The 26,691-nt window shown below is 63.8% G+C and carries 25 protein-coding genes and 1 other RNA gene; 16 read left to right on the forward strand and 10 right to left on the reverse strand.

Translation table 11 applies throughout. The features are described from left to right. The first annotated feature begins 110 nt into the window (after positions 1–110). The 7 genes from bamA to JJT62_RS15005 all read left to right on the forward strand — a co-directional run bounded on the left by bamA (position 111) and on the right by JJT62_RS15005 (position 9,256). Entirely contained in the window at positions 111–2,606 is a 2,496-nt protein-coding gene (gene bamA, locus JJT62_RS14975; protein WP_202073588.1) for an outer membrane protein assembly factor BamA, read from the forward strand. A gap of 82 nt (positions 2,607–2,688) precedes the next feature. Then, positions 2,689–3,750 carry a UDP-3-O-(3-hydroxymyristoyl)glucosamine N-acyltransferase gene (gene lpxD, locus JJT62_RS14980; RefSeq protein ID WP_202073589.1) on the forward strand — a complete coding sequence of 354 codons (1,062 nt, stop codon included), beginning with the start codon at positions 2,689–2,691 and terminating at the stop codon, positions 3,748–3,750. Between the two features lie 49 nt (positions 3,751–3,799). Then, positions 3,800–4,264, forward strand: a complete 465-nt coding sequence (gene fabZ, locus JJT62_RS14985) for a 3-hydroxyacyl-ACP dehydratase FabZ (RefSeq protein ID WP_202073590.1) — start codon at positions 3,800–3,802, stop codon at positions 4,262–4,264. 22 nt (positions 4,265–4,286) lie between these two features. After that, entirely contained in the window at positions 4,287–5,093 is an 807-nt protein-coding gene (gene lpxA, locus JJT62_RS14990; RefSeq protein WP_202073591.1) for an acyl-ACP--UDP-N-acetylglucosamine O-acyltransferase, read from the forward strand. Then, a complete protein-coding gene (gene lpxB / locus JJT62_RS14995; RefSeq protein ID WP_202073592.1) occupies positions 5,090–6,235 on the forward strand; it encodes a lipid-A-disaccharide synthase in 1,146 nt (381 codons plus the stop codon). Before lpxA ends, lpxB begins: the two co-directional genes overlap by 4 nt. 128 nt (positions 6,236–6,363) lie before the next feature. After that, entirely contained in the window at positions 6,364–7,809 is a 1,446-nt protein-coding gene (locus tag JJT62_RS15000) for an amino acid permease (protein WP_202073593.1), read from the forward strand. 10 nt (positions 7,810–7,819) lie between these two features. After that, entirely contained in the window at positions 7,820–9,256 is a 1,437-nt protein-coding gene (locus tag JJT62_RS15005) for a deoxyribodipyrimidine photo-lyase (protein WP_202073594.1), read from the forward strand. Between the two features lie 15 nt (positions 9,257–9,271). Here the strand turns inward: JJT62_RS15005 and JJT62_RS15010 are convergent, their stop codons facing one another. Then, positions 9,272–10,633 carry an MFS transporter gene (locus tag JJT62_RS15010; RefSeq protein WP_210340687.1) on the reverse strand — a complete coding sequence of 454 codons (1,362 nt, stop codon included), beginning with the start codon at positions 10,631–10,633 and terminating at the stop codon, positions 9,272–9,274. A 201-nt stretch (positions 10,634–10,834) separates the two neighbouring features. On the opposite strand from JJT62_RS15010, the gene cobT reads away from it, so the two are divergent. The 3 genes from cobT (at position 10,835) to JJT62_RS15025 (ending at position 13,744) form a co-directional block, all read left to right on the forward strand. Next, entirely contained in the window at positions 10,835–11,857 is a 1,023-nt protein-coding gene (gene cobT / locus JJT62_RS15015; RefSeq protein WP_202073595.1) for a nicotinate-nucleotide--dimethylbenzimidazole phosphoribosyltransferase, read from the forward strand. 66 nt (positions 11,858–11,923) lie between these two features. Next, positions 11,924–12,853, forward strand: coding sequence for a LysM domain-containing protein (locus JJT62_RS15020; protein WP_202073596.1), 930 nt, complete (start codon positions 11,924–11,926; stop codon positions 12,851–12,853). A 210-nt stretch (positions 12,854–13,063) separates the two neighbouring features. Then, positions 13,064–13,744, forward strand: a complete 681-nt coding sequence (locus tag JJT62_RS15025; RefSeq protein ID WP_246744925.1) for a hypothetical protein — start codon at positions 13,064–13,066, stop codon at positions 13,742–13,744. Positions 13,745–13,861: 117 nt separating this feature from the next. Here the strand turns inward: JJT62_RS15025 and JJT62_RS15030 are convergent, their stop codons facing one another. The 4 genes from JJT62_RS15030 to mnmA all read right to left on the reverse strand — a co-directional run bounded on the left by JJT62_RS15030 (position 13,862) and on the right by mnmA (position 16,641). Beyond that, the gene (locus JJT62_RS15030; RefSeq protein ID WP_202073597.1) at positions 13,862–14,449 is read right to left on the reverse strand and encodes a 5-formyltetrahydrofolate cyclo-ligase; all 588 of its coding nucleotides are present in this window, start codon (positions 14,447–14,449) and stop codon (positions 13,862–13,864) included. A 31-nt stretch (positions 14,450–14,480) separates the two neighbouring features. Next, a non-coding RNA gene (gene ssrS / locus JJT62_RS15035) (6S RNA) lies at positions 14,481–14,635 on the reverse strand. Positions 14,636–14,674: 39 nt separating this feature from the next. Further along, a complete protein-coding gene (locus tag JJT62_RS15040; RefSeq protein WP_202073598.1) occupies positions 14,675–15,397 on the reverse strand; it encodes a class I SAM-dependent methyltransferase in 723 nt (240 codons plus the stop codon). After that, positions 15,394–16,641 carry a tRNA 2-thiouridine(34) synthase MnmA gene (gene mnmA / locus JJT62_RS15045; RefSeq protein ID WP_202073599.1) on the reverse strand — a complete coding sequence of 416 codons (1,248 nt, stop codon included), beginning with the start codon at positions 16,639–16,641 and terminating at the stop codon, positions 15,394–15,396. Before mnmA ends, JJT62_RS15040 begins: the two co-directional genes overlap by 4 nt. Before the next feature lie 204 nt (positions 16,642–16,845). Between mnmA and JJT62_RS15050 the strand changes: the two genes are divergently transcribed. Continuing rightward, positions 16,846–17,787 (forward strand): ribose-phosphate pyrophosphokinase, encoded by a 942-nt coding sequence (locus JJT62_RS15050; protein ID WP_202073600.1) that lies wholly within the window; start codon positions 16,846–16,848, stop codon positions 17,785–17,787. A gap of 170 nt (positions 17,788–17,957) precedes the next feature. On the opposite strand, the gene JJT62_RS15055 is transcribed toward JJT62_RS15050, so the two are convergent. Both JJT62_RS15055 and JJT62_RS15060 read right to left on the reverse strand, forming a co-directional pair. Next, on the reverse strand, positions 17,958–18,551 hold the full coding sequence (locus tag JJT62_RS15055; RefSeq protein ID WP_202073601.1) for a hypothetical protein: 594 nt from the start codon (positions 18,549–18,551) through the stop codon (positions 17,958–17,960). A 105-nt stretch (positions 18,552–18,656) separates the two neighbouring features. Continuing rightward, positions 18,657–19,694, reverse strand: coding sequence for an acyltransferase family protein (locus tag JJT62_RS15060; protein ID WP_370568566.1), 1,038 nt, complete (start codon positions 19,692–19,694; stop codon positions 18,657–18,659). On the opposite strand from JJT62_RS15060, the gene JJT62_RS15065 reads away from it, so the two are divergent. After that, the gene (locus JJT62_RS15065) at positions 19,682–19,879 is read left to right on the forward strand and encodes a hypothetical protein (protein WP_202073603.1); all 198 of its coding nucleotides are present in this window, start codon (positions 19,682–19,684) and stop codon (positions 19,877–19,879) included. The two genes, JJT62_RS15060 and JJT62_RS15065, sit on opposite strands and share 13 nt — an antisense overlap. Continuing rightward, on the forward strand, positions 19,876–21,402 hold the full coding sequence (locus JJT62_RS15070) for an acyl-CoA synthetase (RefSeq protein WP_202073604.1): 1,527 nt from the start codon (positions 19,876–19,878) through the stop codon (positions 21,400–21,402). Before JJT62_RS15065 ends, JJT62_RS15070 begins: the two co-directional genes overlap by 4 nt. Before the next feature lie 106 nt (positions 21,403–21,508). Here the strand turns inward: JJT62_RS15070 and JJT62_RS15075 are convergent, their stop codons facing one another. Further along, positions 21,509–22,027, reverse strand: coding sequence for an integration host factor subunit alpha (locus tag JJT62_RS15075; protein WP_246744926.1), 519 nt, complete (start codon positions 22,025–22,027; stop codon positions 21,509–21,511). Between the two features lie 184 nt (positions 22,028–22,211). Here JJT62_RS15075 and JJT62_RS15080 point away from each other — a divergent pair, with 184 nt between their 5' ends. The 3 genes from JJT62_RS15080 to JJT62_RS15090 are packed head-to-tail and all read left to right on the forward strand — an operon-like array spanning position 22,212 to position 24,635. Then, positions 22,212–22,538 carry a hypothetical protein gene (locus JJT62_RS15080; protein WP_202073605.1) on the forward strand — a complete coding sequence of 109 codons (327 nt, stop codon included), beginning with the start codon at positions 22,212–22,214 and terminating at the stop codon, positions 22,536–22,538. 4 nt (positions 22,539–22,542) lie between these two features. Continuing rightward, the gene (locus JJT62_RS15085; protein WP_202073606.1) at positions 22,543–24,141 is read left to right on the forward strand and encodes an OmpA family protein; all 1,599 of its coding nucleotides are present in this window, start codon (positions 22,543–22,545) and stop codon (positions 24,139–24,141) included. Further along, positions 24,138–24,635 (forward strand): Rab family GTPase, encoded by a 498-nt coding sequence (locus JJT62_RS15090; protein ID WP_202073607.1) that lies wholly within the window; start codon positions 24,138–24,140, stop codon positions 24,633–24,635. Before JJT62_RS15085 ends, JJT62_RS15090 begins: the two co-directional genes overlap by 4 nt. Before the next feature lie 181 nt (positions 24,636–24,816). Here the strand turns inward: JJT62_RS15090 and JJT62_RS15095 are convergent, their stop codons facing one another. Together JJT62_RS15095 and JJT62_RS15100 are read right to left on the reverse strand one after the other, a co-directional pair. Further along, on the reverse strand, positions 24,817–25,626 hold the full coding sequence (locus JJT62_RS15095) for a hypothetical protein (RefSeq protein ID WP_202073608.1): 810 nt from the start codon (positions 25,624–25,626) through the stop codon (positions 24,817–24,819). A 278-nt stretch (positions 25,627–25,904) separates the two neighbouring features. Next, positions 25,905–26,681 (reverse strand): esterase family protein, encoded by a 777-nt coding sequence (locus tag JJT62_RS15100; RefSeq protein WP_202073609.1) that lies wholly within the window; start codon positions 26,679–26,681, stop codon positions 25,905–25,907. Between the last annotated feature and the right edge of the window lie 10 nt (positions 26,682–26,691).

The following is a 26,691-nucleotide window of genomic DNA, read 5'->3' on the forward strand; positions in this document are numbered from 1 at the left end:
CCTGTAGAAGATTTGGCGGGACCCCGGAAAGGCGTGTTTCGCCTTGCACAAATAGGTTGTCATTCGCCGCGCTCCGGGCGGCGGAAGTTGCGGACGAGGACCAGCATTACATGCAATCCACTGGCGGCATTTGGAAATCTTCGTCACTTCTTATGGCCGCGCTTGCGGCGCTTCTCCTCTTTTCCGCGCCGGCGTCGGCGGACATTGTGGTGCAGGGCAACGCCCGCACCGACGCCGAGACGATTCGCTCTTATTTCACGGGCTCGAGCCCCGAAGAGGTCGAAAAAGGGCTCGAGGCGCTTCGCCAGAGCGGGCGCTTCGCGACTGTTTCCGCAAGCCGCAAGGGCGGCACTGTCATCATCCGCGTGACCGAAGGCAATCAGGTCAACCGCGTGGTCATCGAGGGCAATAGCAAGGTCAAGACCGAGAACCTGCAGCCCGAACTGCGCACAAAGGCGCGCGGCGCCTTCAGCCCGCAGATCGCGGAGGCCGATGTCGCCCGTCTGACCGAGATCTATCGCCGCGCCGGCCGCGCCGCCGCCAAGGTTTCCTATCGCACGGTCGAGCTGCCGAATGGCCGTATCGACGTCGTGTTCACGGTCGTCGAGGGCGACAAGACCGGCGTCAAGGAGATCCGTTTCGTCGGCAATAACGTCTATTCGACGCGCCGCCTCGTCGGGATGATGGAAACGACGGAGATGAATTTCCTCTCCTTCCTGAAGACCAGCGACGTCTACGATCCCGACCGCATCGCTTCCGACCTCGAGCTCGTTCGCCGTTTCTACCTCAAGAACGGCTACGCCGATTTCCGCGTCATCAGCTCGGATGCCCAATACGACCCCGCGCTGCAGGGCTACGTCATCAACATCGTCGTCGAAGAAGGTCCGCAATATCGGGTTTCTTCCGTCGGCGTCGAATCGCATCTTCCCGATATCGACGGCGAAGCGCTGAACGGCGTGCTGCGGCTCTCGCCCGGCGATGTCTACAATGGCGACGCCGTCGAGAAGACGGTCGAGGCGCTGACCCGCGAAGTCGCCAAGAAGGGCTACGCCTTCACGCAGGCCCGTCCGCGCGGCGAACGCAATCCCGCCGCGCAGACCGTCGCGATTCGCTTCGTTCTCGATGAAGGCCCGCGCGTCTACATCGAGCGCATCAATATTCACGGCAACACCCGCACCCGCGACTATGTCATCCGCCGCGAGTTCGATATCGGCGAGGGCGACGCCTATAACCGCGTTCTGATCGATCGCGCCGAGCGCCGCCTGAACGGCCTCGGCTACTTCAAGAAGGTCAAGATCACCAATGAGCCGGGCTCGTCGCCTGACCGCGTGGTGCTGAACGTCGACGTCGAGGATCAACCGACGGGCAATTTCGGCGTCTCCGGCGGCTATTCGACGAACCAGGGCTTCCTGGCCGAGGTCTCGGTTTCCGAGAGCAACTTCATGGGCCGCGGTCAGGCCGTTCGTCTGTCGGTGCAGGCGGGCCAGATCGCGCGCGGCGTGAACTTCAGCTTCACGGAGCCCTATTTCCTCGATCAGCGCATCTCGGCGGGCTTCGACGTCTTCGCGCGCCGGCAGGACGCCTATAACTACTCGATCTACGCCTCGACCTCGATCGGCGGCACGCTGCGCCTCGGCGTGCCGATCACGGACGAGCTCAGCTTCTCGCCGCGTTACTCGATCTATCAGACGACGATCTCGATCCCGAATACGATCGCTCGGCCTTACAACGACTGTTCGGTGCCGACCGCGATCACGCCCGGCTATTCGGTCTTCTTCCCGAGCTGGCAGGGCTATCCGAATCTCTTCTACAACTGCCAATCGAATGGCGAGGCGTCGCTGGCGATCAAGGAATCGCAGGGCACGATCGTGACGTCGTCGATCGGCTATTCGCTGAACTACAATACGATCGACGACTTCCGGAACCCGCATAACGGCTGGATGGCGACTTTCAGCCAGGACGCGGCGGGACTGGGCGGCTATTCGCGCTACCTCCGCACGACCGGCGACGTCCGCTACTTCCACGAGATTCCCTATCTCGACGATGTGGTCGGCATCGCGCGTCTGCAAGGCGGCAATCTGTTGCCCTTCGGCGGCTATACGCCCCGCATTCAGGATAACTTCAACCTTGGTCCGAGCCTTGTCCGCGGCTTCGCGCCGGGTGGCATCGGTCCGCGCGACTCGAATATCTTCACTACCTACAATGCGCGTTACGGCAACTCGCTCGGCGGCTCCGACTATGTCGGTGGCTCGCTCGAAGTGCAGTTCCCGCTTTGGGGTCTGCCGAAGGATCTGGGCCTCAGAGGCGCGCTCTTCGCCGACGCGGGCAGCCTTTGGAACTTTGAGGGCCGCACCAACTACAGCAATAATCTCCCGACGATTCCCGGCGTGACCTGTCTGGCGGCCTATACGGCGGCGGCCGGGTTCGGCCAGGGAACCTGCGTGGTGCCGAATTCGAACGCCTTCCGCCTTCGCTCTTCGGTCGGCGCCTCTGTGCTGTGGAACTCGCCGATGGGTCCGATCCGCTTCGATTACGCGGTCATCACCTCGAAGGCGAACGCCGACATCACGCAGAACTTCCGCTTCTCGGGCGGCACCAACTTCTGATCTTCGCACAAGCGCGTCGGGCGGATTCCGTCCGGCGCGCTTTTTTGTATCTCGAGCGCCGAAAGTCTGGCAGGCTACGCATATGAGCGTTGCGGCCTTTTTCCATCTCTCACGCCCTTACACCGTCGCTGAAATTGCCGAGCTGACTGGGGCCCGCATCGCCGAGGGCCGCGGTTTCGAGACCCCGCCAGCGCTCATCACCGGGGTTGCGCCGCTTGCGGCGGGCCATGTCGGCGATCTGTGCTTCTTTGCCTCTGCGCGCTATGTCGACGCGCTCGAAACCTGCCGCGCGACGGCATGTTTCATTCGGCCGCGGGACGCGCATCTTCTGCCCGAACGCATCAGCGGACTGATTGTCCCAGACCCTCAGCGCGCCATGACGCTCGCCGCGTCGAAGCTCTTCCCGCACGCCTTGCGGCCCGAGTCGCTGTTCCGCGCGAGCGGCGTTTCCCCGAGCTCGATCATCCATCCGCAGGCGCGGCTGGAGCCCGGCGTGACGGTCGATCCCGGCGCCATCATCGGGCCGGGCGCCGAGATCGGCGCAGGCTCCATCATCGGCCCGCAGGCCGTCATCGGCCCCGACGTGCGCATCGGCCGCGATTGCGCCATCGGCGCGCATGTCAGCATCATCTGCTCGCTGATCGGCGATCGGGTCATCATTCACCAGGGCGCGCGTCTCGGCCAGGACGGCTTCGGCTTCGCGCGGGGCGAGAAGGGCTGGCTCAAGACTCCGCAACTCGGCCGCGTCATCATCCAGGATGACGTCGAGATCGGCGCCAATACGACGATCGACCGCGGCGCGACACGCGACACGATTGTCGGCGAGGGCGCCAAGATCGATAATCTCGTGCAGATCGCGCACAATGTTGTGATCGGCCGATTCTGCGCCATTGCCGCGCAGACGGGCATCGCTGGCTCCTGCGAGATCGGCGATTATGTCATGCTTGGCGGTCAGTCGGCGCTCGCCGGCCACATTACGATCGGGGAGGGCGCCGCCATTGCGGCAAAGTCTGGCGTCGCCCGCGACGTGCCGCCGGGCGCGCGCTTCGGCGGCGCCCCCGCGCGGCCCCTGCGGCGTTTTCTCCGAGCGGAGGCGCTGCTCGATAAGCAGGCGCGACGCGACAAGCCCGATAAGGCGATATAAAAGACCCCGAGGAGCGCGTTAGACGCTCAGCTATCAGGGGACGGAAACTATGTCAGGGACGGAAGCCGGCGCGACGCTCGAGAGCGCAGATATTCTCGACATCATGCGCAGCCTGCCCCATCGCTATCCATTTTTGCTCGTCGATCGCATCGTCGATATTCGCGGCGATGAGTCCTGCGTCGGCATCAAGAACGTCACGATCAACGAGCCGCAATTCACCGGGCACTTTCCCGAACGGCCGGTCATGCCAGGCGTTCTGCTCATCGAAGCCATGGCGCAAACGGCCGGCGTCATCGTCATGCGCGCGAATGCGCAGAGCGAGCGGCCCAAGCTCGTCTATTTCATGACGATCGACGCAGCCAAATTCCGCAAGCCGGTCACCCCCGGCGACCGCGTCGAATTCCACATGACCAAGACGGCGCAGAAGCGCAATATCTGGTGGTATCAGGGTAGAGCGCTGGTCGATGGCGCGCTTGTCTGCGAGGCGCAGATCAGCGCCATGATGGGCGTCTGACACAAAGGCTCGCAAGCCCGCCATGACGGCGATCATTCATCCGACGGCGATCGTCGAGCAGGGCGCGTATCTGCACGACGGCGTCGTCGTCGGGCCATTTTGCCACATTGGCGCGGGCGTTGAGATCGGCGCCGGCGCTGTGCTGCAATCCCACGTCGTCGTCGCCGGCCGCACGAAGATCGGCGCCCGCGCGCGGATCTTTCCCTTCGTCTCGCTCGGCGCGCCGTCTCAGGATCTCAAGGCCGCGCTTGCCGAAGGCGATCTTTCGATCGGCGACGACTGCGTCATTCGCGAGGGCGTCACCATCAACTCCGGCGTCGGCGAGGGCACGTGGGTCGGCGCGGGCTGCGCATTTCTCGCCTATTCGCATGTCGCGCATGACTGCCGCCTCGGCGACCGCGTCATTCTCGCCAATCAAGTCTTGCTTGGCGGCCATGTCATTATTGGCGATCACGCCTCCGTCGGCGGCGGAACGGCGGTGCACCAAAATGTGCGCATCGGCGCGCATGCATTTGTGGGCGGACTCGCGGGCGTCGAGGGTGACGTCATCCCCTTTGGTCTCGCAAGCGGCAATCGCGCGCATCTCTTCGGCGTAAATATCGTCGGATTGCGCCGGCGCGGCTATTCGACCGAACGAGTGGCTCGGTTACGGGACGCCTATCGGCGGCTTTTCACTGGCGACGACGCTCTGGAAACTTTGAGCGACCGGGTCGAAAAAGTCGCGACGACCTATGTCGGCGTTTCCGAGGTCGAAGAAATTGTCGCCTTCCTGCGCGCGCCGTCTCGACGCCCGCTCTGCGCGCCGCGTCAGCGCGGCGAGCGGGCATGAGCGGCCCCCGTATTTTCGTCATTGCCGGCGAAGCCTCCGGCGATGCGCTGGGCGCGGCCCTGATGCGCGGCTTGCGCGAAAGATCGCCCGACGTCGACTTCATCGGCGTCGGCGGCAAGGCGATGACGGGCGAAGGGCTCGCTTCGCTTTTCTCCATCACCGATATTGCCGTCATGGGGCTTCTGTCCCCCTTGGCGCGCCTGCCAAAAATCCTTGCGCGCATCGACGAGACGGCGCGCGCCGTCCTTGCCGCCGAGCCCGATTGCCTGGTGATCGTCGATGCGCCCGATTTCACCCACCGCGTCGCGCGCCGGGTGCGACGGGCGCGGCCCGATATTCCCATCGTCGATTATGTGAGCCCGACGGTCTGGGCCTGGCGTCCCGGCCGCGCGCGGAAGATGCGCGACTATGTCGATTGCGTGCTCGCTTTGCTGCCCTTCGAGCCGCGGGCGCATGAGAAGCTCGGCGGGCCGCGCTGCGTCTATGTCGGCCATCCGCTTGTCGAAGCGCTCGACGAGCTTGCGCCTCACGGCGAAAGCGGGCCGTCTCGCGCGCCGCTTCTCCTCGTTCTTCCGGGCTCGCGCCTCGCTGAGATCACGCGCATGACGCCGCTCTATGGGCGGACGTTGGAACGGCTCATGCGCGATTGCCCCCATCTCGATGTCGCGATCCCCGTCGCGCCGCATATGGAGGCGCCGTTGCGGGAGGCGCTGCGTGGCTGGCCGATCGTCCCGCGCCTCATCTTGCAGGCGGAGAAATTCGCCGCGTTCCGAACGGCCCGAGCGGCGCTCGTCACCTCCGGCGTCGCCACGCTGGAGCTTGCGTTGGCGCAAACGCCGATGGTTGTCGCCTATCGCGTTTCGCCGCTCGAATCCTGTTTGCGCTTTCTCGTGAAGGCGCATTCCATCGTGCTGCCCAATCTCGTGATCGGCGAGAACGCGGTTCCTGAATTTTTGCAGGAGGCCGCGACGCCGCGCGCCTTGGCGGAGGCGCTTACGCCGCTCCTTGCCGAAACGCCGCCTCGCGCGGCGCAATTGGCCGCCTTCGAGCGCGTGCGCGCGCGTCTTATGCAGGCAGGCGCGCGCCCGAGCGCGCGGGCGGCTGAGATTGTCCTCGAATATGCAGCTTTCCGGCGCCCTTGAGCGCCGTGCGGGGTCGCATAGGCGGGACGGGGCATTTCCACTTGTATCTTACGGCGCCGCAACCATAATCGGCGCAAACTCCCGAGCGGCCAAAGAGATGCGCCGCGCATTCGCGAAAGGGCGGCGCATTGTCCGAGGTCGAGCGGAAGATTTACCTCACGCGCAAATCCGTGGTCGCCATCCTCGCGGCGCATGACGCCGAGAAAGAAGGCGACGGGCTGAAGCGGGCGCTGGGCTGGGCGTCGCTGATGGCGCTCGGCATCGGCGGCATCATCGGCGCGGGCATTTTCGTGCTGACCGGCACAGCGGCGGCGAATTACGCCGGGCCGGGCGTCATGGTCTCCTTCGCGCTCTCAGGGATTGCGTGCGCCTTCGTCGCCTTCTGCTACGCCGAGCTTGCCGCGCTTCTGCCCGTCTGCGGCAGCGCCTACACCTATACTTATGTGACGCTCGGCGAGATTTTCGCCTGGATCATCGGCTGGAATCTCGTCCTGGAATATGCCGCCGGCGCCGCGACCGTCGCTGTCGGCTGGGCGGGCTATTTCAACCGCGTGCTGCATGGGTTGGGGATCAGCGTTCCGTCACAATACACGACCGCCTATTTTGCCGCCCCGGGCGATCCCGCCGTGCATGGGTTCTTCAATTTTCCCGCCGCGGGCATTGTCCTTTTGTTGACCATGCTGCTGGTGCGCGGCACGCATGAGTCGTCGCGGTTCAACAATGTGATCGTCGCTCTCAAGGTTGTTGTCGTGCTGATGGTGATCGCGGTTGGCGCGGCGCATGTCGACGTCGCCAATTGGTCGCCGCTCATTCCCGAGAACAGCGGCGAATTCGGCGTCTATGGATGGAGCGGCGTGGCGCGCGGCGCCTCGGTCGTCTTCTTCGCCTATGTCGGCTTCGACTCCGTCTCGACGGCGGCGCAGGAGGCGCACACGCCGCAGCGCGACATTCCGATCGGCATCATCGGTTCTCTCGTCATCTGCTCCCTGCTTTATGTGGCGGTTGCGGCGGTGGCGACAGGCGTCGTGAATTACAAGGATCTCGGCGTGCCCGATCCGATGGCGCTGGTGATGGATCACACGGGCGTCGCCTGGCTCGCATGGGTCGTGAAATTCGGCGCGCTCGCCGGGCTGACTACCGCCATTCTTGCGCTGCTCTACGGCCAGACGCGCGTTTTCTTCACCATGGCGCACGACGGCCTGCTGCCGGCCTTTTTCGCCAAGCTTCATCGCCGCTATCGCACGCCGGCGGCGAGCCAGATCCTCGTCGGCGTCACGGTGGCCCTCGCGGCCGGCCTGTTTCCGATCGATATATTGGGAGAGATGGTGAGCATCGGCACGCTGGCCGCATTCGCGCTGGTTTGTTTCGCCGTCCTCCAACTGAGACGAACCCATCCGGAATTGCGCCGACCCTTCCGGGCGCCCGGCATTCCGGTGATGCCGATACTGGGCATTTTGTCCTGCATCGCGCTCATGGTCGCTCTGCCGCTCGATACCTGGCTGCGGCTCTTGGTCTGGACCGGCATCGGCCTCGCCATCTACGCCTTCTACGGGATCACGCACGCGAGGCGATAAAGGAGGCGCCATGGCGCCGGCGATCGTCTGGTTTCGCAACGATCTTCGCCTCGACGACAATCCTGCCTTGATGGCGGCGGCGCGCTCTGGCGCGCCGCTGGTTGCGCTTTATGTGCTCGACGACGACAGCGCCGGCCAGTGGCGCATGGGCGGCGCGAGCCGCTGGTGGCTTCACCATTCGCTCTCTTCGCTCGCCGCCGATCTCGCGCGGCTCGGCGTTCCGTTGATCCTGCGGCGCGGCCGCGCGGAATTCGCGCTGGAAGCCGTGATCGCCGAGACGGGCGCGGGCGCCGCCTATTGGAACAGGCTATACGAACCCTGGGCCGTGCGTCGCGACAACGAGATCAAGGCGGGTCTGGGCGGGCGCGGCCTTACGGTCGAGAGCTTCAACGGCTCGTTGCTCTTCGAGCCCGCTCATATGCGCAACAGGCAGGGCGAGACCTTCAAGGTCTTCTCGCCCTTCTGGCGCGCATGTCTTGCTGCGGGAGGGTCGCCAGCGTCCTTGCCGGCGCCGACTAAGCTCAGCGCGGCTCCGGCGCCGGCGAGCGACAGATTGGACGACTGGGGCCTTTTGCCCAAAGAGCCTGACTGGGCGCGGGGCCTGCGCGACGCTTGGAAGCCGGGTGAAGCGAGCGCTCGCGCACGTCTCTCCGACTTCGCGAAGATTCGCGTTCTGGATTACAAGAACGCGCGCGATTGCATTGCGGGGCAGGGCGCGTCGCGCCTCTCGCCGCATCTGCATTTTGGCGAAATCTCGCCGCGGCGTGTCTGGGCCGAGATCATTCAGTCAGCCGGCGAGGCCGGCCTGCCTTATCTACGCGAGCTCGGTTGGCGAGAGTTCTTTCATCATCTGCTCGTGACCAACCCGGAGATGCCCGAGCGCGCGCTCGACAGGCGTTTCGACGGTTTTCCCTGGCGCGACGATCCATCCGCGCTCGAGGCCTGGCGCAGGGGGCGCACAGGCTACCCGCTCGTCGACGCCGCCATGCGCGAGCTGTGGCTCACCGGCTTTATGCACAATCGCGCGCGCATGGTGGCCGCGAGCTTTCTGGTGAAGCATCTTCTGCTTCCCTGGCAGGAAGGCGCGCGCTGGTTTTGGGACACGCTTGTCGACGCCGACCTCGCCAACAATAGCGGTAACTGGCAATGGGTCGCTGGATGCGGCGCCGACGCCGCGCCTTATTTCCGCGTGTTCAATCCGGTTTTGCAGGGCGAGAAATTCGATGCCGACGGCGCTTATGTGCGCCGCTTTGTCCCGGAGCTGGCGGGGCTCGAATCGCGGTGGATACACCGGCCATGGGAGGCGCCGGCGCATGTGCTCGCGGCGGCGGGCGTGACGTTGGGAGAGACCTATCCGCTTCCCATCGTGGATCACGCCGCAGCGCGCGCACGTGCGCTCGCCGCCTTCGAGGAGATGCGGGCGAGCGGCGCCGATTTTAAAACCTAAGGGCAGGCGCTTCTATCAATCCGTCTCGGCGGTTCTTTCCGCCGATGTCTCCGCCAGAGCGCCTTCTCCGATCTGCTCCTGCTTGCGCCAGACCCACCAGGCGAGGATGGCGACCGGAAACCCCATCAGCGACGTTCCGACGAAGAACGTCTCGAAGCCGGTGTGCTTGATGATGAAGCCGGACGTTCCCGCCAGCAGGCTGCCGGGCAGGGCGCAAAGCGAGGTGAGCAGCGCAAACTGGCTCGTCGCAAATTCCGTTGAGACGAGCGACGACATGTAAATGATGAGCACCACCTGCGCGAAGGCGTAGGCGAAACCCTCGATTCCCACCGCGAGCGCAAAGTCTGTGAAGTCGTGGCCATGCGCCGCGAGCCAGGCCAGGGACAGATGCGAGGCCGAGCCGGCGATCGTGCCGATCACGAGGCTCTTCAACATGCCGAACTTGCGCACGACAAGGCCGGCGAGAATGGTGCCGCCGAGCGCGATCCAGAAGCCGAAAACCTTGGTGACCGTGGCGATGTCGGCTTCCGAGAAATGCAGGTTCTTGAACAGCGGCATGGCCATGGCGGTGGAGACATAGCCCGGCATGCGAAAGCCCGCGACAAGCAGAAGGATCGCCAGCGCCATCGGCCCGAGACGGCGCCAGAGTTCCTTGATCGGCTCGGTCACGGTGAAAGCGATGCTCGGCCGCGCGCGATGCGGCTCGAAATCAGAGGGCGGCTCGGGTGCGAGGAAGGTCGCGACGAGGCCCAGCGTCATCACGCCAGCCATGCCGAGATAGGCGGCCCGCCAGCCGTAGAAATTCGCAAGATACAGCGCGCCGGCGCCGGCGACCGCCGTGCCGACGCGATAGCCCATCTCTGCGACCGAGGTCATGAAGGCCAGCTTTTCCTTTGGCGCGACGGTGATGCGCCAGCCATCGACGGTGATGTCCTGTGTCGCGCCGGCGACGCCCAGCGCAAAGGAAAAGAAAATCGTCCAGGCAAGCCAGCTTCCCGGATCGCCATAAGCCACGCCGATCAGCGCGATGATGACGGCAATCTGCGAGACGAGGACCCAGTCGCGCCGGCGCCCGAGCAGCCTGGAAAAGATCGGCGCGTCATACTCATCCAGGAAAGGTGCCCAGAGCCATTTGAACTTATAGGCGAGCGTCATTTCGCTTAAGAGACCGATGGTCTCGATCGGCACTCTGGCGTCGTAGAGCCAGGCGGATTGCGTGCTGTAGACCAGGAGAAAGGGCAGGCCGGTCGAGAAGCCGAGCAGGATCGCCGCGCCGATGCGGCGGGGATCATTGTTGAAATGCGTGAGGAAGGACGTCTTGTCGCGGGGCGCTGCGATGTCGTGCACGGCGTAGCCTCTAGAAGGGTTGCGCGTCATTAGAGCGCATTCCGCAAAAGTTGATAGACTTTTGCGATAAGAATGCGCTCCAGCTTTTTGACTCTGCGCGCTTTCTCATCGCTCGCATGATTCCATGCGAGCGGAAAGCGCGCTAGGGACTGCGACGCTGCGGCGTCAACGCATCTGAAGAACGCTCTTTCTCAACTCGCCATTTCCCTCTCCAGGCGCTACACCCCGCGCATGGCTCACGACATCCGTCCCTTTGAAGAAATCCGCATGCTCTTCGCCAATCTTCCGGCGCCGAGCGAAGAGGCCGTCGCCGCCGTGCGGGCGCGCGACGCGCAGCTCACCAAGCCGCCGGGCGCGCTTGGCCGGCTCGAGGAGATCGTCGAATGGCTCGCGGCCTGGCAGGGCGTCGCCGAGCCGGCGATCGCGCGACCGCTCGTCGCCGTCTATGCGGGCAATCATGGCGTCGTGGCGCAGGGCGTCTCCGCCTTTCCGGCGAGCGTCACCGCGCAAATGGTGCAGAATTTCATGAGCGGCGGCGCCGCGATCAATCAAATCTGCAAGGCGCATGACATCGGCCTGAAGGTCTATGAGCTGGCGTTGGAGCGGCCGACCCAGGATTTCACGCTGGCGCCCGCCATGGACGAACGCGAGGCGGCGGCGACTTTCGCCTATGGTTTCGAAGCCGTAGAGGGCGGGATCGACCTGCTCGCGCCCGGTGAGATGGGCATCGGCAATACGACGAGCGCCGCCGCCATTTATGCGGCGCTCTATGGCGGGCCGGCCTCGCGCTGGACCGGGCGCGGCACGGGCGTGAATGAAGAGGGCCTCGCGCGCAAAAATGCGGCAATCGACGCGGCGCTCGCGCTGCACGGGCCGCATCTCTCCGATCCGCTGGAAATCCTGCGCCGCCTCGGCGGACGCGAGATCGCGGCGATGATGGGCGCGATCACGGCGGCGCGGCTCAATCATGTGCCCGTTGTGCTCGATGGTTATGTCGTTTGCGCCGCCGCCGCCTTGCTTCACGCCATGACGCCGGACGCTGTCGCCCATTGCGTCGCGGGCCATGTTTCGCCAGAGGGCGGGCATCGCGAGGTTTTGGCGCGGATGGGCAAAACACCATTGCTCGATCTGGGGATGCGGCTTGGGGAGGGGTCGGGGGCCGGCTTGGCGATCGCTATCGTCAAGACGGCGCTCGCCTGCCACCGCGACATGGCTACTTTCGAGAGCGCCGGGGTAAGCGGCAAGGACGCTTAGGCCGGCTTACAAACTGTTGTCACATCGGCGTGCACAGCTTGGCAGTGAAACAGGAGCCTGTCGCCAATGAACCCGGACCTTTTGTCCGCAAACCTCTCCCTTGCTTTTATGGCAATTATCGCGGCTGCGCTTCTTGCGCATCTGACCCAGCTCGCGACCAGGCGCCGCCTGTTGCATGGCGTTTATGCCGCGACGGCAGCGGGTCTGCTTTATCTTTTCGGGGAGAAAGCTCTCGGCTGGAGCTTCGTCCCGCGCGACGTCCTACTGGCGGTCTATGCGGCGCTGTTCGTCGCCGTCGCCGGCGCGGCGCTCCTGCGCCGCGGCAAGGGCGAAGACATCCCCTGGATCGGTCTGCTGATCGAGCAGGGCGCGATGGCCTATATTTTCGCGCCCGGGGCCTATTGGAAGCCGCCGCTCGCGGCGCTGCTGCTGCTCTACTTCCTGCTCGAGCTTTTCAGTTGGCTCAAGGGCCGCGAGGAGACGCGCGCAACGGCGGCCGCGTCCACGGACAACCGTCCGCCCCTTTATCCGCCGAAGCGGGTGCGTGGCGCTAGGGAAATGGCTCTCGCGGGCGCGGCGGCGGCGCTTGCCTATGTCTTTGCCATGGGCACGGGTAAAGTTCCGGCGCCCCCGGCTCCCGAAGAGCAGGCGAATGTCGAGCAGCAGACCGCAGAGTCGCCCGCCAGCGACCAAACTGCGCCCGCCGAGAACCAGACCGCAGAAGCGCCGGCGCCTTCCGAGGAGTTGAAACCGGCCGAGACCGCCCAGGCGCCCGAGGCGACGACGCCGCCCGACGCTGCGCCAGCGGAAAAGCCAGCCGCGTCTGAGGATACTTATACCGCGAAGGCGGGCGAGACGCTGAAGACGATCGCCAGGAAGCTCTATGGAAAGGCGGACAAGCTGCGCGCGCTTACCGCCGCCAACCCGGGGGTCAAACCGGGCGCGAAGCTCAAGGCGGGGCAGGTGATCAAGCTGCCTGAGCCGCCTGCGAAGTAGTGCAGATGGTTATTTGCGCCGGCGATCTTGGGCCACTGGATTGCCGGCGCGCCTCTCGAGGCGGCCGTCAATTGCCACCCTCGCCGCCTTCCACCAGCTTGGACGGACGCAGCACGTCGACTTCTCAGGGTAGTTTCGAATCTGTGAACAGGGCCTGATAGAGCGTCGAATCCTTACGATCCTCGTTCAACTTAATTCTTACCCTACGCATTGCTGTTTTACGATCGAACAGACGCAAACCAAACCGATTCAACGGCTCCGCAACCGGGCGGAAACATGCGCGCTATAAAAGATTTGCCACCCGCCTTTGATCGCTTCTGGGAAATCGGCGGCGTCCTTGGCTTCGCGACATTCGAGGACTCCGACGGAAGTGAACAGGAGTTTCTCGCGTCGATCTCAGCGATCGTGCCCGACATCGACGGAGCTGCTCTTAGCGCCCTCGGTTTTCGGCGCATCGACGATCGGACGTTTCTGGGAGATTGGTACGATCCTGAAAACAACGCTCTCGTTCGGCGCGGCGTATTCAGAAGCAAGGATGGGCTGGAGCTGGTCGACCCCAAGCTTCGGGATCTTTGCGAGACGGAAATCGTCTCGGGCGGCTGGTACATTCCCGACACGGGCGAAGGTGGCCAGTTCGCCTACGCTTTTTCATCGCCTCCTTACCCTCTTTCGGCTCGGCCGAGTGAAATCGAGCAACTCTTTCTTGCCGTCAAAAATTTTATCCTGCCTCCAAACTGCACCCATGAAATCTACGATTGGAGTTTTCCCCGGCTGCCTGAAACGTCGACCTACTTTGACGCCGGCGTCGAATGGTGGGGCGTGTTTCTGTTCACGATATACATCCCCGGGCTCCGACGGCTCACCGCTATAGCGGGCTCGGCGTCCGACTAAGTCGATAACCGTCATTGCGAGGAGCGAAAGCGACGAAGCAATCCAGAGCCGTGTTGCGGCCCTGGATTGCTTCGCTTCGCTCGCAATGACGGGCGAGGCTCGCAATGATGGGCGGCTTTACGCCGGAATTATCAGTTCTCGCTCGGTCATCAGATAATCGAGGCGCTCGTCATGCGGCTCGGTCGGCACATGGTCGGCCTCCTGGCAGGAATAGGCGAGGCCAACGACCGTTACCGGCTTCTTCGGGCGTAGCTGCGCGAGCGTCGCGTCGTAAATGCCGCCGCCATAGCCGAGGCGGAAGCCCTTGCGGTCGAAGGCCGCCAGCGGCGAGAAGATGACGTCGGGGTCGCGCGCCGGCTTGTCTTCGGCCGGCTCGGAAAGGCCGAAGGGCCCTTTCACGAGATCGTCGCCGGGCGCGAAATCCCGGAAGACCAGAGGATGCCGGACCTTGTGCATCACCGGCAGCACGACCCGGTATCCCTTTCGCGCGAGAGCCTCGATCAGCGGGCGGGTGTTGAGCTCGCTGCGAATCGGCCAGTAGACCGAGACGACCGGCGTTTCGAGCCCGGTTCTCGCTGACAGCTCGTCAACGAGCGCGAGGCCGCGGCGGGCCACCGCCAAAGCGGCGTCATGGGCTTCCGCATGAGTCACGAGGTCGCGGCGCGCCAGCGCGCGCCGGCGCAATTCTGTCTTCACATCGGTCATGGAGAAGGGGCCGGGAAAGCGAGAGTGAAAGCGCGGGCCACGTGAGCCGTGGGACATCGATCCCGGGAACCTACAACGTAGGTGGGCGCCGTGTGGCCAAGCCCACGGGCAAGGCCAGGGACAGCTCCCATAAGGATCGATAAGGCCCCGGGGAATAATAGTCCTGCACGCACCCCGCAGCGCCGCTTGTACAACTTAGCGCGCCCCGCGCCTCGGCGCCAGTGCTCAGGCGTATTCGAGTTCGGCTTGCGTCTCGGGCGTTTCTGCGATCTGGCTGACCGGCAGGCGCTTGATGCGCACGAAGGTGAAGAGGCCGAAAGGCGCCAGCCGCCGGCGCTCCACCAGCCGCATCTCGGGGCGCCGGTCGATCCAGTCGCCGATAATCGCCCAGGGAAATTGCGGGCGCCAGCCGAGCTTGGGCGCGACATGGCGGTCGAGCCAATGCTCGAATATCGCGAAGGGATCGTCCTTGCGGCTGACATGGTTGACGAGGATGATCTCGCCGCCCGGCCGCACCACGCGTCCCAATTCATCGAGCATGGCTTCCGGCTCCGGCGCCACTGTCAGCACGAAAGGCGCGCAGACGCAGGCGAAGGTCGAATCGGCGAAGCCCATGCGCGTCGCATCCATCTTGCAGAGGGCCACCACATGGCTCAGCCCCTGCCGGCGCACGCGTTCGCTGGCGCGGCGCAGCATCGGCTCGCATAGATCGACGCCATAGACCTGGTTATGCGGCTCGAACATGGGAAGCTCGAGCCCTGTGCCGACGCCGACGTCGAGAATTGGGCCGTCCGCCTTGGAGGCCGCAGTTGTGAGGGCGCGGCGGCCGGGACGGAACACGGCCGTGAAAGCGAGGTCATAGATCGGCGCCCAGCGCGCGTAAGCGGCCTCGACGTCGCCAGTGTCCAGCGATTCGATCTCGCGGCTCGAATCTGTCGCTTCGGTCATCTCGGCGCCCTTTGCGCGGTTGCGGCGCGCGGCGGCGACGCCATGACGGGAACGCTCTGTCTCGCCGGCTCGACCGCGGCGATGAAGCCGCCGCCCAGCACGCGCGCGCCATCGCCATCGTCGATAGGGTCGTAGAAGACGCAGGCCTGCCCCGGCGACACGCCGAATTCGCCCGTCGCGAAGACGACCGTCGCCTCCTGGCCTTCACGCGCGATGAGCCGCGCAGGGACGGGCGGGCGAGTGGAGCGGACGCGGGCCATAATGTCGATCCCTTGCGGCGGCAATTGAGACAACGCGCCAGGGCCGATCCAGTTCACACCCCGCAAGGCGACGGCGCGCGTTTCCAACGCCTCGCGCGGGCCGACGATGACTTGGGCTTTCGCCGCGTCGATGCGCACCACATAAAGCGGCTGCGCGTCACGGCCCGCGACCGCGGCGCCGAGACCAAGGCCTCGTCTCTGACCTATCGTATAATGCACGACGCCCGCATGACGGCCGAGCACCCGCCCGTCGATATGGACGATCTCGCCCGGCACCACGGCCTGAGGCGCGAGCCGCTGCACGACGTCGGTGTAACGTCCGCTCGGCACGAAGCAAATGTCCTGGCTGTCGGGCTTGTCCGCCACTTCGAGAGAGAAGCGGCGGGCCATGTCGCGCACCTCCGCCTTGGTGTAGTCGCCGAGCGGAAAGCGCAGCATCGCGAGCTGCTCCCGCGTCGTGGCGAAGAGGAAGTAGCTCTGGTCGCGCGAGGCGTCCTTGGCGCGGTAGAGCGCCCGCCCGCCGGCGCCGTCGTCGCGCGAGGAGATATAATGGCCGGTCGCCAGAATATCGGCGCCGAGGTCCTTGGCGGTTTCGAAAAGATCGGCGAATTTGATGAATTGGTTGCAGGCGATGCAGGGGACCGGCGTCTCGCCGCTGGCGTAGGAGGCGGCGAATTCCCCGATCACTCGCTCCTGGAAGCGCCGCTCGTAATCGAGCACGAAATGCGGAATGCCGAGGCGCGCCGCGACGGCGCGGGCGTCCTGAATGTCCTGGCCGGCGCAGCAGGCGCCCTTGCGGTGGGTGGCCTCGCCATGGTCGTAAAGCTGAAGCGTCACGCCGACGACGTCGTAGCCCTGCTCCTTGAGAAGGGCCGCGACAACGCTCGAATCCACGCCTCCCGACATGGCGACGACGGCGCGCGTTGCGCCCGGCGACGCCGGTAGGGTCGAAACGTCATCCGCAGCGCTGGTGCAAATCGTCATAGTCTGGAGGTTACGCCTTGGAGTGATGGGGAGCCGGCGCCTATGCCGCGTCGCGGCAAAAACCCCGGCAAGCTGCCATTTAGAGCATTACCGGGCCGTGAGGCAATCGTATCGGGGAAAGGCGCGCCCATATCAGCGTCATATTGTTCCTGGGCCGCATGGCTGCTAAGACGCCGCAAACTGTAGCGGTGTAAGGATAGGTCCATGGCGGCGATGAAACTTCTGGCGGGCAATTCGAACCGGGCGCTCGCCGAGGCCATAGCGGCGCATCTCTCGATTCCGCTCTGCCGCGCGCATGTGCGGCGTTTCGCCGATCAGGAGATCTGGGTCGAGGTTCTGGAGAATGTCCGTGGCCAGGACACTTTCGTGATCCAGTCCACGTCCTTCCCGGCGAACGACCATCTGATGGAGCTCTTGATCATGATCGACGCGCTCCGCCGCGCGTCGGCCCGCCGCATCACCGCGGTGATCCCGTATTTTGGTTACGCGCGCCAGGATCGCAAGCAGGGCGGGCGCACGCCGATCTCGGCCAAGCTTGTCAGCAATCTCATCACCCGCGCCGGCGCCGACCGCGTGCTGACGGTCGATCTCCACGCCGGGCAGGTGCAGGGCTTCTTCGATATCCCGACCGACAATCTTTTCGCCGCGCCGGTGATGGTCGCCGACATCAAGGCGCATCGGCAGTTGAAGAACGTGATGGTCGTCTCGCCCGACGTCGGCGGCGTGGTGCGCGCCCGCGCTCTGGCCAAGCGCATCGACGCGCCGCTGGCGATCGTCGACAAGCGCCGCGAGCGGGCAGGCGAGTCGGAAGTGATGAACATTATCGGCGACGTCGCGGGCCATAACTGCATTCTGGTCGACGACATCGTCGACTCGGGCGGCACGCTCTGCAACGCCGCCGACGCGCTGCTCGCGGCGGGGGCGGAATCGGTCCACGCCTATATCACCCATGGCGTGCTGTCGGGCGCGGCGGTCGAACGCATCACGGCCTCGAAGCTCAAGGAGCTCGTCATCACCGACACGATCCGCGAGACAGACGCCGTGAAGGCGGCGCATAATATCCGCGTGATCCCCATCGGCCCGCTGATCGGCGAAGCGATCGCCCGCACGGCGCGCGAGGAGAGCGTGTCGAGCCTGTTCGATTAGCGGCGACGCCTGCAGTGGGCGCATGTCATTCCCGGCGGGAGGAATAACAACCCCTACGCTGCCGCGTCATGCCCGCGCTTGTCGCGGGCATCCACGCCAGGACAGGATTCCCGATCGCTTGCTTTGCAAGCGTCGGGAATGACACCGACGTCGTATCAAGCTTCTTCGGCCTAGCCCCGCGCGTCGAAGGTCCGCACGCTGCCGTCGGCGAAGAACACTTTCTTCACCAGAAAGACCGCCTTCAGATTTTCCCTGTCCTCGCTCACGAGGCGCCGGCCCTTGTCGTCGAGCTTGCCCGCGTCGATTTGCTCGTCCCAGCGGATCGCGCCGCCTCCGGAGATCAGCGCGCTCACGGCGATTTTTGTGCTGTAGACGGCTCTGTCCTGCTGGTCGGTGAGCTTCATGACGCCCTCGAAGGCGCGGATCGCTTTGCCGGCGAGGTCGGGCTTCGCTGGCGGCGTGGGGACATTTTCGACGGCGCCTTTGGGTTCGGCTGGCTTCGCTGTCGCGCCCTTCAGCAGGCGCGACAGCTCCGACTTCTCGGCCGGTTTGATCGCGCCGGGCGCCTCCGCACGTTTTTGCTCGGGAGCCGTTTTGGCCGCCGGCGCAGCCGGTTTCTCGGCGCTCACCAAAGCCGAAAGGCTGTGTTCGACCGACGCGCTGTTTTTCCCGAGCAAATAGCCGGCGGCGCCGCAGGCGAGCCCGACCGCCACGATCAATCCGGCGGCGGATGTCTTCGAAGCTTGCGGTTTCTTCTTCGCCACGCGGCGGCTCCTGCATGAATCGCTTTTGACGAAAACTCGCGCCAAATGTCAGGCCGCGAAAGGTCCGCCTCTCGCCATGCTTGCCGTTGGGTTAACGAAGCCCAATCATTCGGCTGGCTGCAGGACGGCGCCCACTCGCGCCTCTGTCGCGCCCTCACGGATTTTCGATCGGAGAGGTTCGACGACGAGACCTTGCAGCCAGGACAGCGCGCCGGAGATCAGAAGAATCGGTGCGACCGAGGCGAAGAACAGCTCCCAGCCGCGCATCGCCGGGCTGGCGAAGAGCATGTAGCCGGCGAAGCCGCCCAGCCATTGCACGAGATAGATCGGGTAGCTCAAATCGCCGAGCAGGCGGTCGACACGGGCGAGGGCCGGCCCGGTTTTCAATTCCGAGAGCGCCACGACGACCGGGATGGTGAGGAAGATATTAAAATAGAAACCCGCTCTGACCGGGTAATTCGCCGGGGCCAGGGCGGCTTCCGCGAAGAAATTGGTCATCCATAGGCCAAGCGCAAGGACGGCGGCGATGGGCGGGATGCGCAGCGTGCTTTGGCGGCGCCAGAAATAGGCGAGGGCGCCGACCGAGAAACTCATGATCGGGCCGTTAACTGAAAAATAGATTCGGTCGAAGGGCACGTCGTTCAGCGTCGCGACGAGATGCAAATAAAAGCCGAGCGCAAAGCCGAAGAACGCAAAAGCGGGGCCTCGCGCGAGGAGGAGAAACAGAGCCCCGTACATCATGATCTCGATCGAGAGCGACCAGGCTGGCTCGATGAAGATGAACTGATCGGCCCTGAAAAATACGATCGGGATCACGAGAAGGTTTTGCACGATGTCGGCGAAGGTTGCCGGAAACCCCCACCGTGGCATGAAGCTCGCCGATTGGAGGGGAAAAATCTCGACGGCGAGGAAGGTTAACAGGCAGGCCGCCAGATATGTCGGCCCCAGCCTCAAAAACCGGTTGAGCCAGAAGCTCTTGGCGTCGAAGCGATAGTGCTCGTGAAGCGCCGCCGTCATGGCGTAGCTCGACAATATAAAAAAGCTGCGGACGGAGTAATATCCGATGTGCTCACAATAAGTTGAGCCAGAAAGGTGGGAAATGACGACACTGAGGGCGAGGAAAAACCGCAATGATCCAGTCATGGTTAAGATATGTCCTGAAGAAATGCATTAAGACGGGCGAAAGGCTGCCGTTGATCCAGTTTGAATTGGGCTTCGCTAAAAAAGAATTATTGAGCCAAGCAGCAATGGCGCGCCCGCGCGCGATCACAGCCGAAACGCGCAAGGCTTGCGAAGGCGGCTCGGCTGGTGCGAAAAGGCGCCGATGACGCAGACCTTCGTTCGAGAACCCGTTCCCGCCCGTTTCAATCTCGCCCGCTACTGCCTGGCGGAAAACGCCCGCCTCCGGCCGGACGCCACCGCGATCACGGTCGTCGGCGACGCAGGCGCGTTGCGCTGGACCCATGCGGAGCTCGATCTGAAAGTGCGCCGGCTCGCGGCGGGCTTTTGCGCGCTGGGGCTCGCGCCCGGCGCCCGCGTCATGATCCGCATGGGCAATGAAGCCAATGCGGCGCTCGCCTATTTCGCGGCGATCGCCGCAGGCTATGTGCCGTTGCTCGCGTCCTCGCAGCTCACCTTCGAGGAAGCGGATTTCCTGCTGAAGGATTGTGGCGCCGCCGTATTGGCGCTTGGCGCCGCCTTTGAAGGGGAGGCGCATGAGGGGAACGCCATCGTGCTGCGCGGCGCCGATCTCGCGCAGCTCGCCGAAAGCGCGCCGTTAGAGGATTACGCCGACACGGGCGCGGATGACCCCGCTTATCTCGTCTACACCTCCGGCACGACGAGCCGGCCGAAAGGCGTGCTCCACGCCCATCGCGCCGCCTGGGGCCGCCGCCCCATGCGGGCGCATTGGACGGGGCTCGGGCCCGGCGACGTCATGCTACACGCCGGCGCGATCAACTGGACCTATACGCTGGGCGTCGGGATCGTCGATCCCTTGTCGGCGGGGGGCTCCGCCGTCCTCTACAACGGCCACCCGGACCCCGCCGTTTGGCCGCGGCTCATCGCCGAGCACCGCGCCACAGTTTTCGCGGCCGTGCCGGGCGTTTACCGGCAGATGCTGAAATACGCTGCGCCGGAGATCGCCGATCTTGCCAGCCTGCGCCATTGTCTCTCGGCCGGCGCCGCGCTGCCGCCGAGCCTGTTGGCGGAATGGCGGGCGCGCACCGGCAAGGACATTTACGAAGCTTTCGGCATGAGCGAATGCTCGACCTTCATTTCGAGCGGCCCGACGACCCCGGTGCATCCGGGCTCGCCCGGCCGTCCGCAACCGGGCCGGGTGGTGGCGGCGCTGCCGCATGAGGGCGGCGAAACGCCGCTGCCGGCGGGCGAGACCGGCGTGCTCGCCGTGCGCCGCGACGAGCCGGGCCTGATGCTCGGTTATTGGAACCGCCCGGATGAAGAGGGCGAGGCGTTTCGCGGCGACTGGTTTGTCTCCGGCGACCTCGTCGAATTTGACGCGGAGGGCTACATGCACCATCACGGCCGCGCCGATGAGGTCATGAACGCCGGCGGCTATCGCGTTTCCCCGGCGGAAGTGGAGAAATGCCTTCTCGCCTTTCCCCATGTCGCGGAAGCCGCCGCGGCGGAGCGCCCCGGCCGCGACGCCGATACGTCGATCATCAAGGCCTATGTGGTGATGCGCGACAATGCGCCCTGCGACGAAGCGGCGATCCTGGCGCATTGCCACGAACATCTTGCTGCTTACAAGCGGCCGCGCGCCGTCGTCTTTCTGGAGGCCTTGCCGCGTAACGCCAACGGCAAGTTGAATCGGAAAGCCTTGCCCGTTTGAGGCGTTGGCCTGAATAGCCTCAGCAAAGAAAAATGGCCCGACCGCGCCGGGGGCAAGTCGGCGTGGTCGGGCGCTCATCCGTCGCGGGGCAATGCGATCGGATGGATCACTCTTTTTCCAGTGTCGGCGCGCAGGACGGCATGTCGCCGGCGCTATGCGCCAGCGGCTGCCGTCGCGACGGCTTCGCGCCTTGGCGCGGCGTCGAACCGCTGATCGCGGCTTTGATCGTCGGCGAGGCTTTGAAGATGACGACCCGGCGCGCGTCGATCGGCACAGGCGCGCCCGTGCGCGGATTGCGGCCCGAGCGCTTGTGCTTCTCGCGCACGACGAAAGAGCCAAAGTCGTGCAGCTTGAGGGTTTCGCCCGAAACCAGCGTCGAGACCATCTCGTCGATGACGCAATCCGTGAGGCGCTTTGCCTCGCGCCGCGAGATCCCCTTCACGCGCTCGAAGATCGCCAGGGCGATGTCTTGTCGCGTGAGCGCGCCGCGCTGGCTTTCTTCCTGCTCTTCGGAGGAGCTTGCCGCGGCTTTCAGCCGCGTTTTGATGGGTTCGTCTGCTGTCGACATCAGCATGGCGCCTTCTCCAGCGTCTTGCGCCACAGGTCCATAAACAAGCAGCGACATTGACTTGGAGCGCATTAGAGCGCTTTCGGCGCCTCCCAACAGTGCTGTTGGTCACCATGACTCCATGACTTTCGTCAGGGTATGTCGCATTTTACAAGTTGCGTGATACAAACATGGCTGTAGAGGGCTCTCATCCGGAGTCTCGAATTATTTGCGTTGCGTGCAGGGAGTCTCAAGAAATACAATGGATAACGGCATTAACGACGACAAACCGCAGCAGCTTCCCGATAATCTCCCCATCGGACTGATGTTCGATCCGATGGAGCAGATGCGCGAGCTGCTCTTCGGCGCCACGAAGCGAGAGACCGAGCGTCAATTCAACATTCTGGAAGCCAAGTTGGAAGAGACGCGTAGGGAATTCCTGACGCGCTTCGAAGAACTCGACTCCCGTATCCTGGAACTGTCTCAGGAGACCGAGAAAAACCGGCTGGAGACGATAGAGGCCATCGGCGGCGCGATCGTCGAATTGGGCTACATCATCAAGGCGATGAGCGAGAAGCGGAAGGCTTGACGCGATGTCTGCGCCAAGTGGGATCGAGGCCTTCGAGAAAGTAAAGTCGCTTTTACTTGGAGAGACCGTCCGTCGCCTCGACGAGACAGACGCACGTCTCGACAGGATCGACGCGCGCGTCGGAGACGAGGAGAAATTCGCCATTTCGTCAGGCGACGTCATGGTCGAGGCGTTCAAGCGCGCGGAACATAAACGCCCGCGTGACCTTACCGCCGCGCTGGCGCCTTCGGTCGTCTCGATCGTCCGCGCCGAGATTCGCAGCTCCAAGGATATGATGATCGAGGCCTTGTACCCGATCATGGGCCGTCTCGTGACGGTGACCGTCGCCAGCGCTTTCCGTGACCTCGTCGAGAGCCTCAACGCGCGCATCGAAGCGCTCATTTCCGCGAACTCGTGGCGTATGCGGCTGCGCGCTCTGCTGACCGGCCGCTCGATGGCCGAAGTCGCGCTCGCCGAAGCCGAGGCAGGCCGTTTGAAGCGCGCGCTGCTGCTCGAGCGGGGCAGCGGCCGCCTGCTCGCGATATGGCCGGCGGAAGAAAACGGAGAGGCCGGCAACGCCGATCTGCAAAGCGGGCTGATTGCCGCCATCACCGAATTCGCCGCGAATGTTTACGCCTATCGAGGCGGCGAATTGCGCATGCTCGACATCGGCTCGGGCATCGTGTTCTTGCGCGCCTCTCCGCGCGTGATCGTGGCGGGCGAATTCGGCGGCCAATTGTCGCGCCGGATGGAGCGCCGTCTCGACGACACCTTTCTCACGATTGTCGAGCGGCACGAGGCGGACGAAGCTTCCTGCACGTCCACCGCTTTGGGCGATATGTTGAATGAAGCGCTCGCCGCAGAGAAATCGAGGCGGAGCAAAGCGCCTTTGATGATTTTCAGCGCCGCGCTGGCGTTTCTCGGCGCCTGGCTCGCCTGGGACTCGATGCTGCACGGATGGCGCGAAAGGCGCATCCGCGAGGCCTATGTCGTGGCGATGGCCGGCCATCCCGCCTTGGGCAAATATCCGCTCCGTCTCGAGGTCGACCATCAAGCGGAAATCGTCGTTCTGCGCGGGCTCGCCGCTGACGAAACAGAACCTCGGACGCTCGCCGCGGAACTCATCGAAGCGGCCGAACCCTATCGCGTCGCCAGCGACGTCACCGCGGTTGCGCCTGTCGCGCAGATGGAGGCGCTGCGCGACGCGCTCGGCGAAGCGCACGCGGCCTTGCAGCGCCTCAAGGCCGAACAGGAAGAGCCGCGCGCCAAGCTCCGGCGTTTCACCGACAGTTTCGCGGTCTTCTTCACAGAGCTCGACACCTTTCTCGATCCCGCCGCCGCCGCGGCCGGCCTCGACGAGCTGGCGTCGCTTCTCAAAGCGAGCGGCGAGGGCGTGCGCGTCGTCGGCTATGCCGACGAGGTGGGTACGACGGGGCGAAATAGATTCGTTTCGCGCAAGCGCGCCGAGAGGGTCATCGCGATGCTCGTCGAGCGCGGCGTCGCGCGCAACCGTCTCGCGCTCGTTTGGCGCTCGACATATAATCCCATCGGCGATCCCAATGCGGAGCTGCACAGCCGCCGCGTGTCGTTCGAAATGCCCTTCGCCGGGGAGTTCGCGAAGTGATCTCGGCGAAAGTCATGCTGCTCGGGGACATCGGCGTCGGGAAATCGTCGCTGGCGCGCCGTTTCGTCTTCGATCGCTTCGAGAGCGATTACAAGACGACGATCGGCGTCGATGTGCTCACGCATGACGTCGCCCTCGGGCCCGACGCCAACCATGAAACCTTACGTTTTGTCTTATGGGATACGGACGGGGATTTCGGCCTGCGCATTTTCGAGACGGTCTATCTCGCGGGCGCTTCTGCTGCGATCATCGTCGCCGATGCGACGCGGCCGGCGACGCTCGTGAAAATGGCAGGCCTCGCCACGCATTTCGAAGAAAGATTTCCCGGCCGCCCGGTGGCGGCGATCGTCAATAAAATCGACCTCGCCCCCGAGCTCGCAAGCGACGCGTCGCCGTCGCGACACGACGTCGTTTATACGAGCGCCAAGACGGGGCAGGGGGTGGCGGAGATGTTTCTCTCGCTCGGCCGTGCGATCTGGCGGCGCGCGATGTAGCGCATGGGGCGCAAATGATCGCCCGAAGCTTTTCAGTGACCGTTCCATTTCCGTTTGAGCAGCTCGCGTCGGGCCTTGTCATTCTCGGCGGGCTGAAAGCCCGACCGGGAATCCAGAGCCACAATCGCTGGTGATCGAGCGCTGCGCGAGTGACGACCAAATCAACCGAGTGGATCGCGCATCAATTGCCGTTGGCTGGCTTGGAGCCCGCAGCCGCCTCCGGAACGTCCTTTTGTTGCTTTGCCGCTTCCTTCGCGAGATCGGCTCTGAGCGTCACGATATCGGCGACGAGCCGCTTCTTTCTTTCGTCGAGCGGCTCCTTGACGATTTTTTGGTAATCATCTTTCGACGCGCCATAGAAGGCGACGCCGAGGCTCGCGACTCTTTTTTCCAGCTCACCGCATTTTATCTCGATGACTTTCACCAGTGTTTCGGCTGGCTCATTCGATAACGGCACAAGGCTCTTCGACTCCGAGACGAGACAGCTATCGAAGGCGCTCGACGCTTCGCTCAAAAGCTTCGTGCGTTCGAACTCCACCGCTTTGATCCGATCTTGCGCAACGCTCGCCGCCTCGTCGCCGCGTGGCGCTTGAGCGGCTTGCTCTTTTTCGACTTGATGGCGTTGCCTTTCGGAGGAGGCGGCTTGGTCGAACAAAGAACGGAGCCCGGGCTGCATGGAAGCATAGGCGGATCGAATGATCGCGTTCGCTTCGCTACGACCAAAATCGCCACGGAAAAGCGCGTCGCGCGCCAGATCGATGTGATTGCCGCAAGCGGGGCGAAGCGAGCTCTCGATGTGGTCGAAGGTCGCCGCAGGGTCTTTTTTGGCGGCCTGTCTCAGATATTGCTTGGCGCAGTCGGCATAAGCCGCAAAATGCGGCTTCACCTGCGAGGCGATAAATTGATCCGGTCCTTGCGCAAAGACGGCGGAGGATGTCGTTACAGAGAAGCAGCAGACGATTCTGGAGAGAACCCGGACGATTTTGCTCATATCACACCTTCGGAAACGCCAGGGCGCTATGGCGGCTTTGCGCGCTCGTGGGAAACAAGCGCGAGACAGGATGGGCGGGGTTTGAAGCTTTCGAATCGACGTCGCAAGCGAACTATACCGGAGCGCTATTCAATTAAAAGCATGTAAATCAAGAACTTAGTTCACATAGGCGGCGATGGGCGCGCGCATGGCCGCCAGACCGGCTGCCCGTCCATGACGGAAGGGAATGTCTGCTTCTGATTTTCTGCGATCGTTGATGGCTTGCCGAAAGCATCCCTTCAGCGGCGGCCGTCAGTGATGCAGCTCTGTTGCATTCGCTGGGCGGCATGGTCGGCCTTGTTCCTTGTAGAAGGCAGCGCCCATCGCAGTGCATCTGGCAGCGTAAGGCTCCATGCTGTGAAATCGTGACCTCCATCGAATTCGACATAATGAGGTCTGTAGCCGTGTCGCAGCAATGCATCTCGAAATCTCCTCACGGCTTCAATCTGGGAGACTGCCTGCAAAACATCCTCTTTGTGCAGGACGCCTTCCTGCGTTTCTTGAAGACCCACATCCAGGTAAAATTCTGTTTTTGGCTTGGGATCCAGTTTCTCAAAATAATCGATAATCCAACAATCGTTCGACCAGAATGAGCCAGACTGGGCGATCACTTTTGTGAATCGGGATGGATTCACCATCGAGACATAAGCTGCGGCCAAACCGGTATAGCTAAGACCCGCGATCACGCGCTCCTGGGCCTCGAGTGCGCTAGGATAGGCGCTCTCCAGCCACGGGAATAACTCTTCTTCGATGAACCGAGCGAACGGAGAATAGCAGGGGCACTCCACCCATCTGGATGCGGCGCTTTCCATCGAGACAAAGACAAAAAGTGAATTAGCGATGTCGCCCTTGGAATCGAGGGCGTCGATGATCGACGTTGCGCCAACACGGTCTCGGTAAAGCTCCGCATCCAGAAACACAGTCACGTTCGTGGCCCTATGCTCCGGCTCACGCACCCATACCGTCCGCTCATTCGCAAGGTGGATGCTCTTTAAAGTATGCTCTGTTTCTTTCATTACACGACCC

The organism is Methylocystis sp. Sn-Cys (assembly GCF_016745395.1).
GTDB classification, from domain to species: domain Bacteria; phylum Pseudomonadota; class Alphaproteobacteria; order Rhizobiales; family Beijerinckiaceae; genus Methylocystis; species Methylocystis iwaonis.

Bases quoted from the DNA above. Each gene is read 5' to 3' on its own strand.
- bamA (WP_202073588.1), top strand. From the start codon at position 111: ATGCAATCCACTGGCGGCATTTGGAAATCTTCGTCACTTCTTATGGCC.
- lpxD (WP_202073589.1), top strand. From the start codon at position 2,689: ATGAGCGTTGCGGCCTTTTTCCATCTCTCACGCCCTTACACCGTCGCT.
- fabZ (WP_202073590.1), top strand. From the start codon at position 3,800: ATGTCAGGGACGGAAGCCGGCGCGACGCTCGAGAGCGCAGATATTCTC.
- lpxA (WP_202073591.1), top strand. From the start codon at position 4,287: ATGACGGCGATCATTCATCCGACGGCGATCGTCGAGCAGGGCGCGTAT.
- lpxB (WP_202073592.1), top strand. From the start codon at position 5,090: ATGAGCGGCCCCCGTATTTTCGTCATTGCCGGCGAAGCCTCCGGCGAT.
- JJT62_RS15005 (WP_202073594.1), top strand. From the start codon at position 7,820: ATGGCGCCGGCGATCGTCTGGTTTCGCAACGATCTTCGCCTCGACGAC.
- JJT62_RS15010 (WP_210340687.1), bottom strand. From the start codon at position 10,633: ATGACGCGCAACCCTTCTAGAGGCTACGCCGTGCACGACATCGCAGCG.
- cobT (WP_202073595.1), top strand. From the start codon at position 10,835: ATGGCTCACGACATCCGTCCCTTTGAAGAAATCCGCATGCTCTTCGCC.
- JJT62_RS15020 (WP_202073596.1), top strand. From the start codon at position 11,924: ATGAACCCGGACCTTTTGTCCGCAAACCTCTCCCTTGCTTTTATGGCA.
- JJT62_RS15030 (WP_202073597.1), bottom strand. From the start codon at position 14,449: ATGACCGATGTGAAGACAGAATTGCGCCGGCGCGCGCTGGCGCGCCGC.
- JJT62_RS15040 (WP_202073598.1), bottom strand. From the start codon at position 15,397: ATGACCGAAGCGACAGATTCGAGCCGCGAGATCGAATCGCTGGACACT.
- mnmA (WP_202073599.1), bottom strand. From the start codon at position 16,641: ATGACGATTTGCACCAGCGCTGCGGATGACGTTTCGACCCTACCGGCG.
- JJT62_RS15050 (WP_202073600.1), top strand. From the start codon at position 16,846: ATGGCGGCGATGAAACTTCTGGCGGGCAATTCGAACCGGGCGCTCGCC.
- JJT62_RS15065 (WP_202073603.1), top strand. From the start codon at position 19,682: ATGATCCAGTCATGGTTAAGATATGTCCTGAAGAAATGCATTAAGACG.
- JJT62_RS15060 (WP_370568566.1), bottom strand. From the start codon at position 19,694: ATGACTGGATCATTGCGGTTTTTCCTCGCCCTCAGTGTCGTCATTTCC.
- JJT62_RS15070 (WP_202073604.1), top strand. From the start codon at position 19,876: ATGACGCAGACCTTCGTTCGAGAACCCGTTCCCGCCCGTTTCAATCTC.
- JJT62_RS15075 (WP_246744926.1), bottom strand. From the start codon at position 22,027: ATGTCGCTGCTTGTTTATGGACCTGTGGCGCAAGACGCTGGAGAAGGC.
- JJT62_RS15080 (WP_202073605.1), top strand. From the start codon at position 22,212: ATGGATAACGGCATTAACGACGACAAACCGCAGCAGCTTCCCGATAAT.
- JJT62_RS15085 (WP_202073606.1), top strand. From the start codon at position 22,543: ATGTCTGCGCCAAGTGGGATCGAGGCCTTCGAGAAAGTAAAGTCGCTT.
- JJT62_RS15095 (WP_202073608.1), bottom strand. From the start codon at position 25,626: ATGAGCAAAATCGTCCGGGTTCTCTCCAGAATCGTCTGCTGCTTCTCT.
- JJT62_RS15100 (WP_202073609.1), bottom strand. From the start codon at position 26,681: ATGAAAGAAACAGAGCATACTTTAAAGAGCATCCACCTTGCGAATGAG.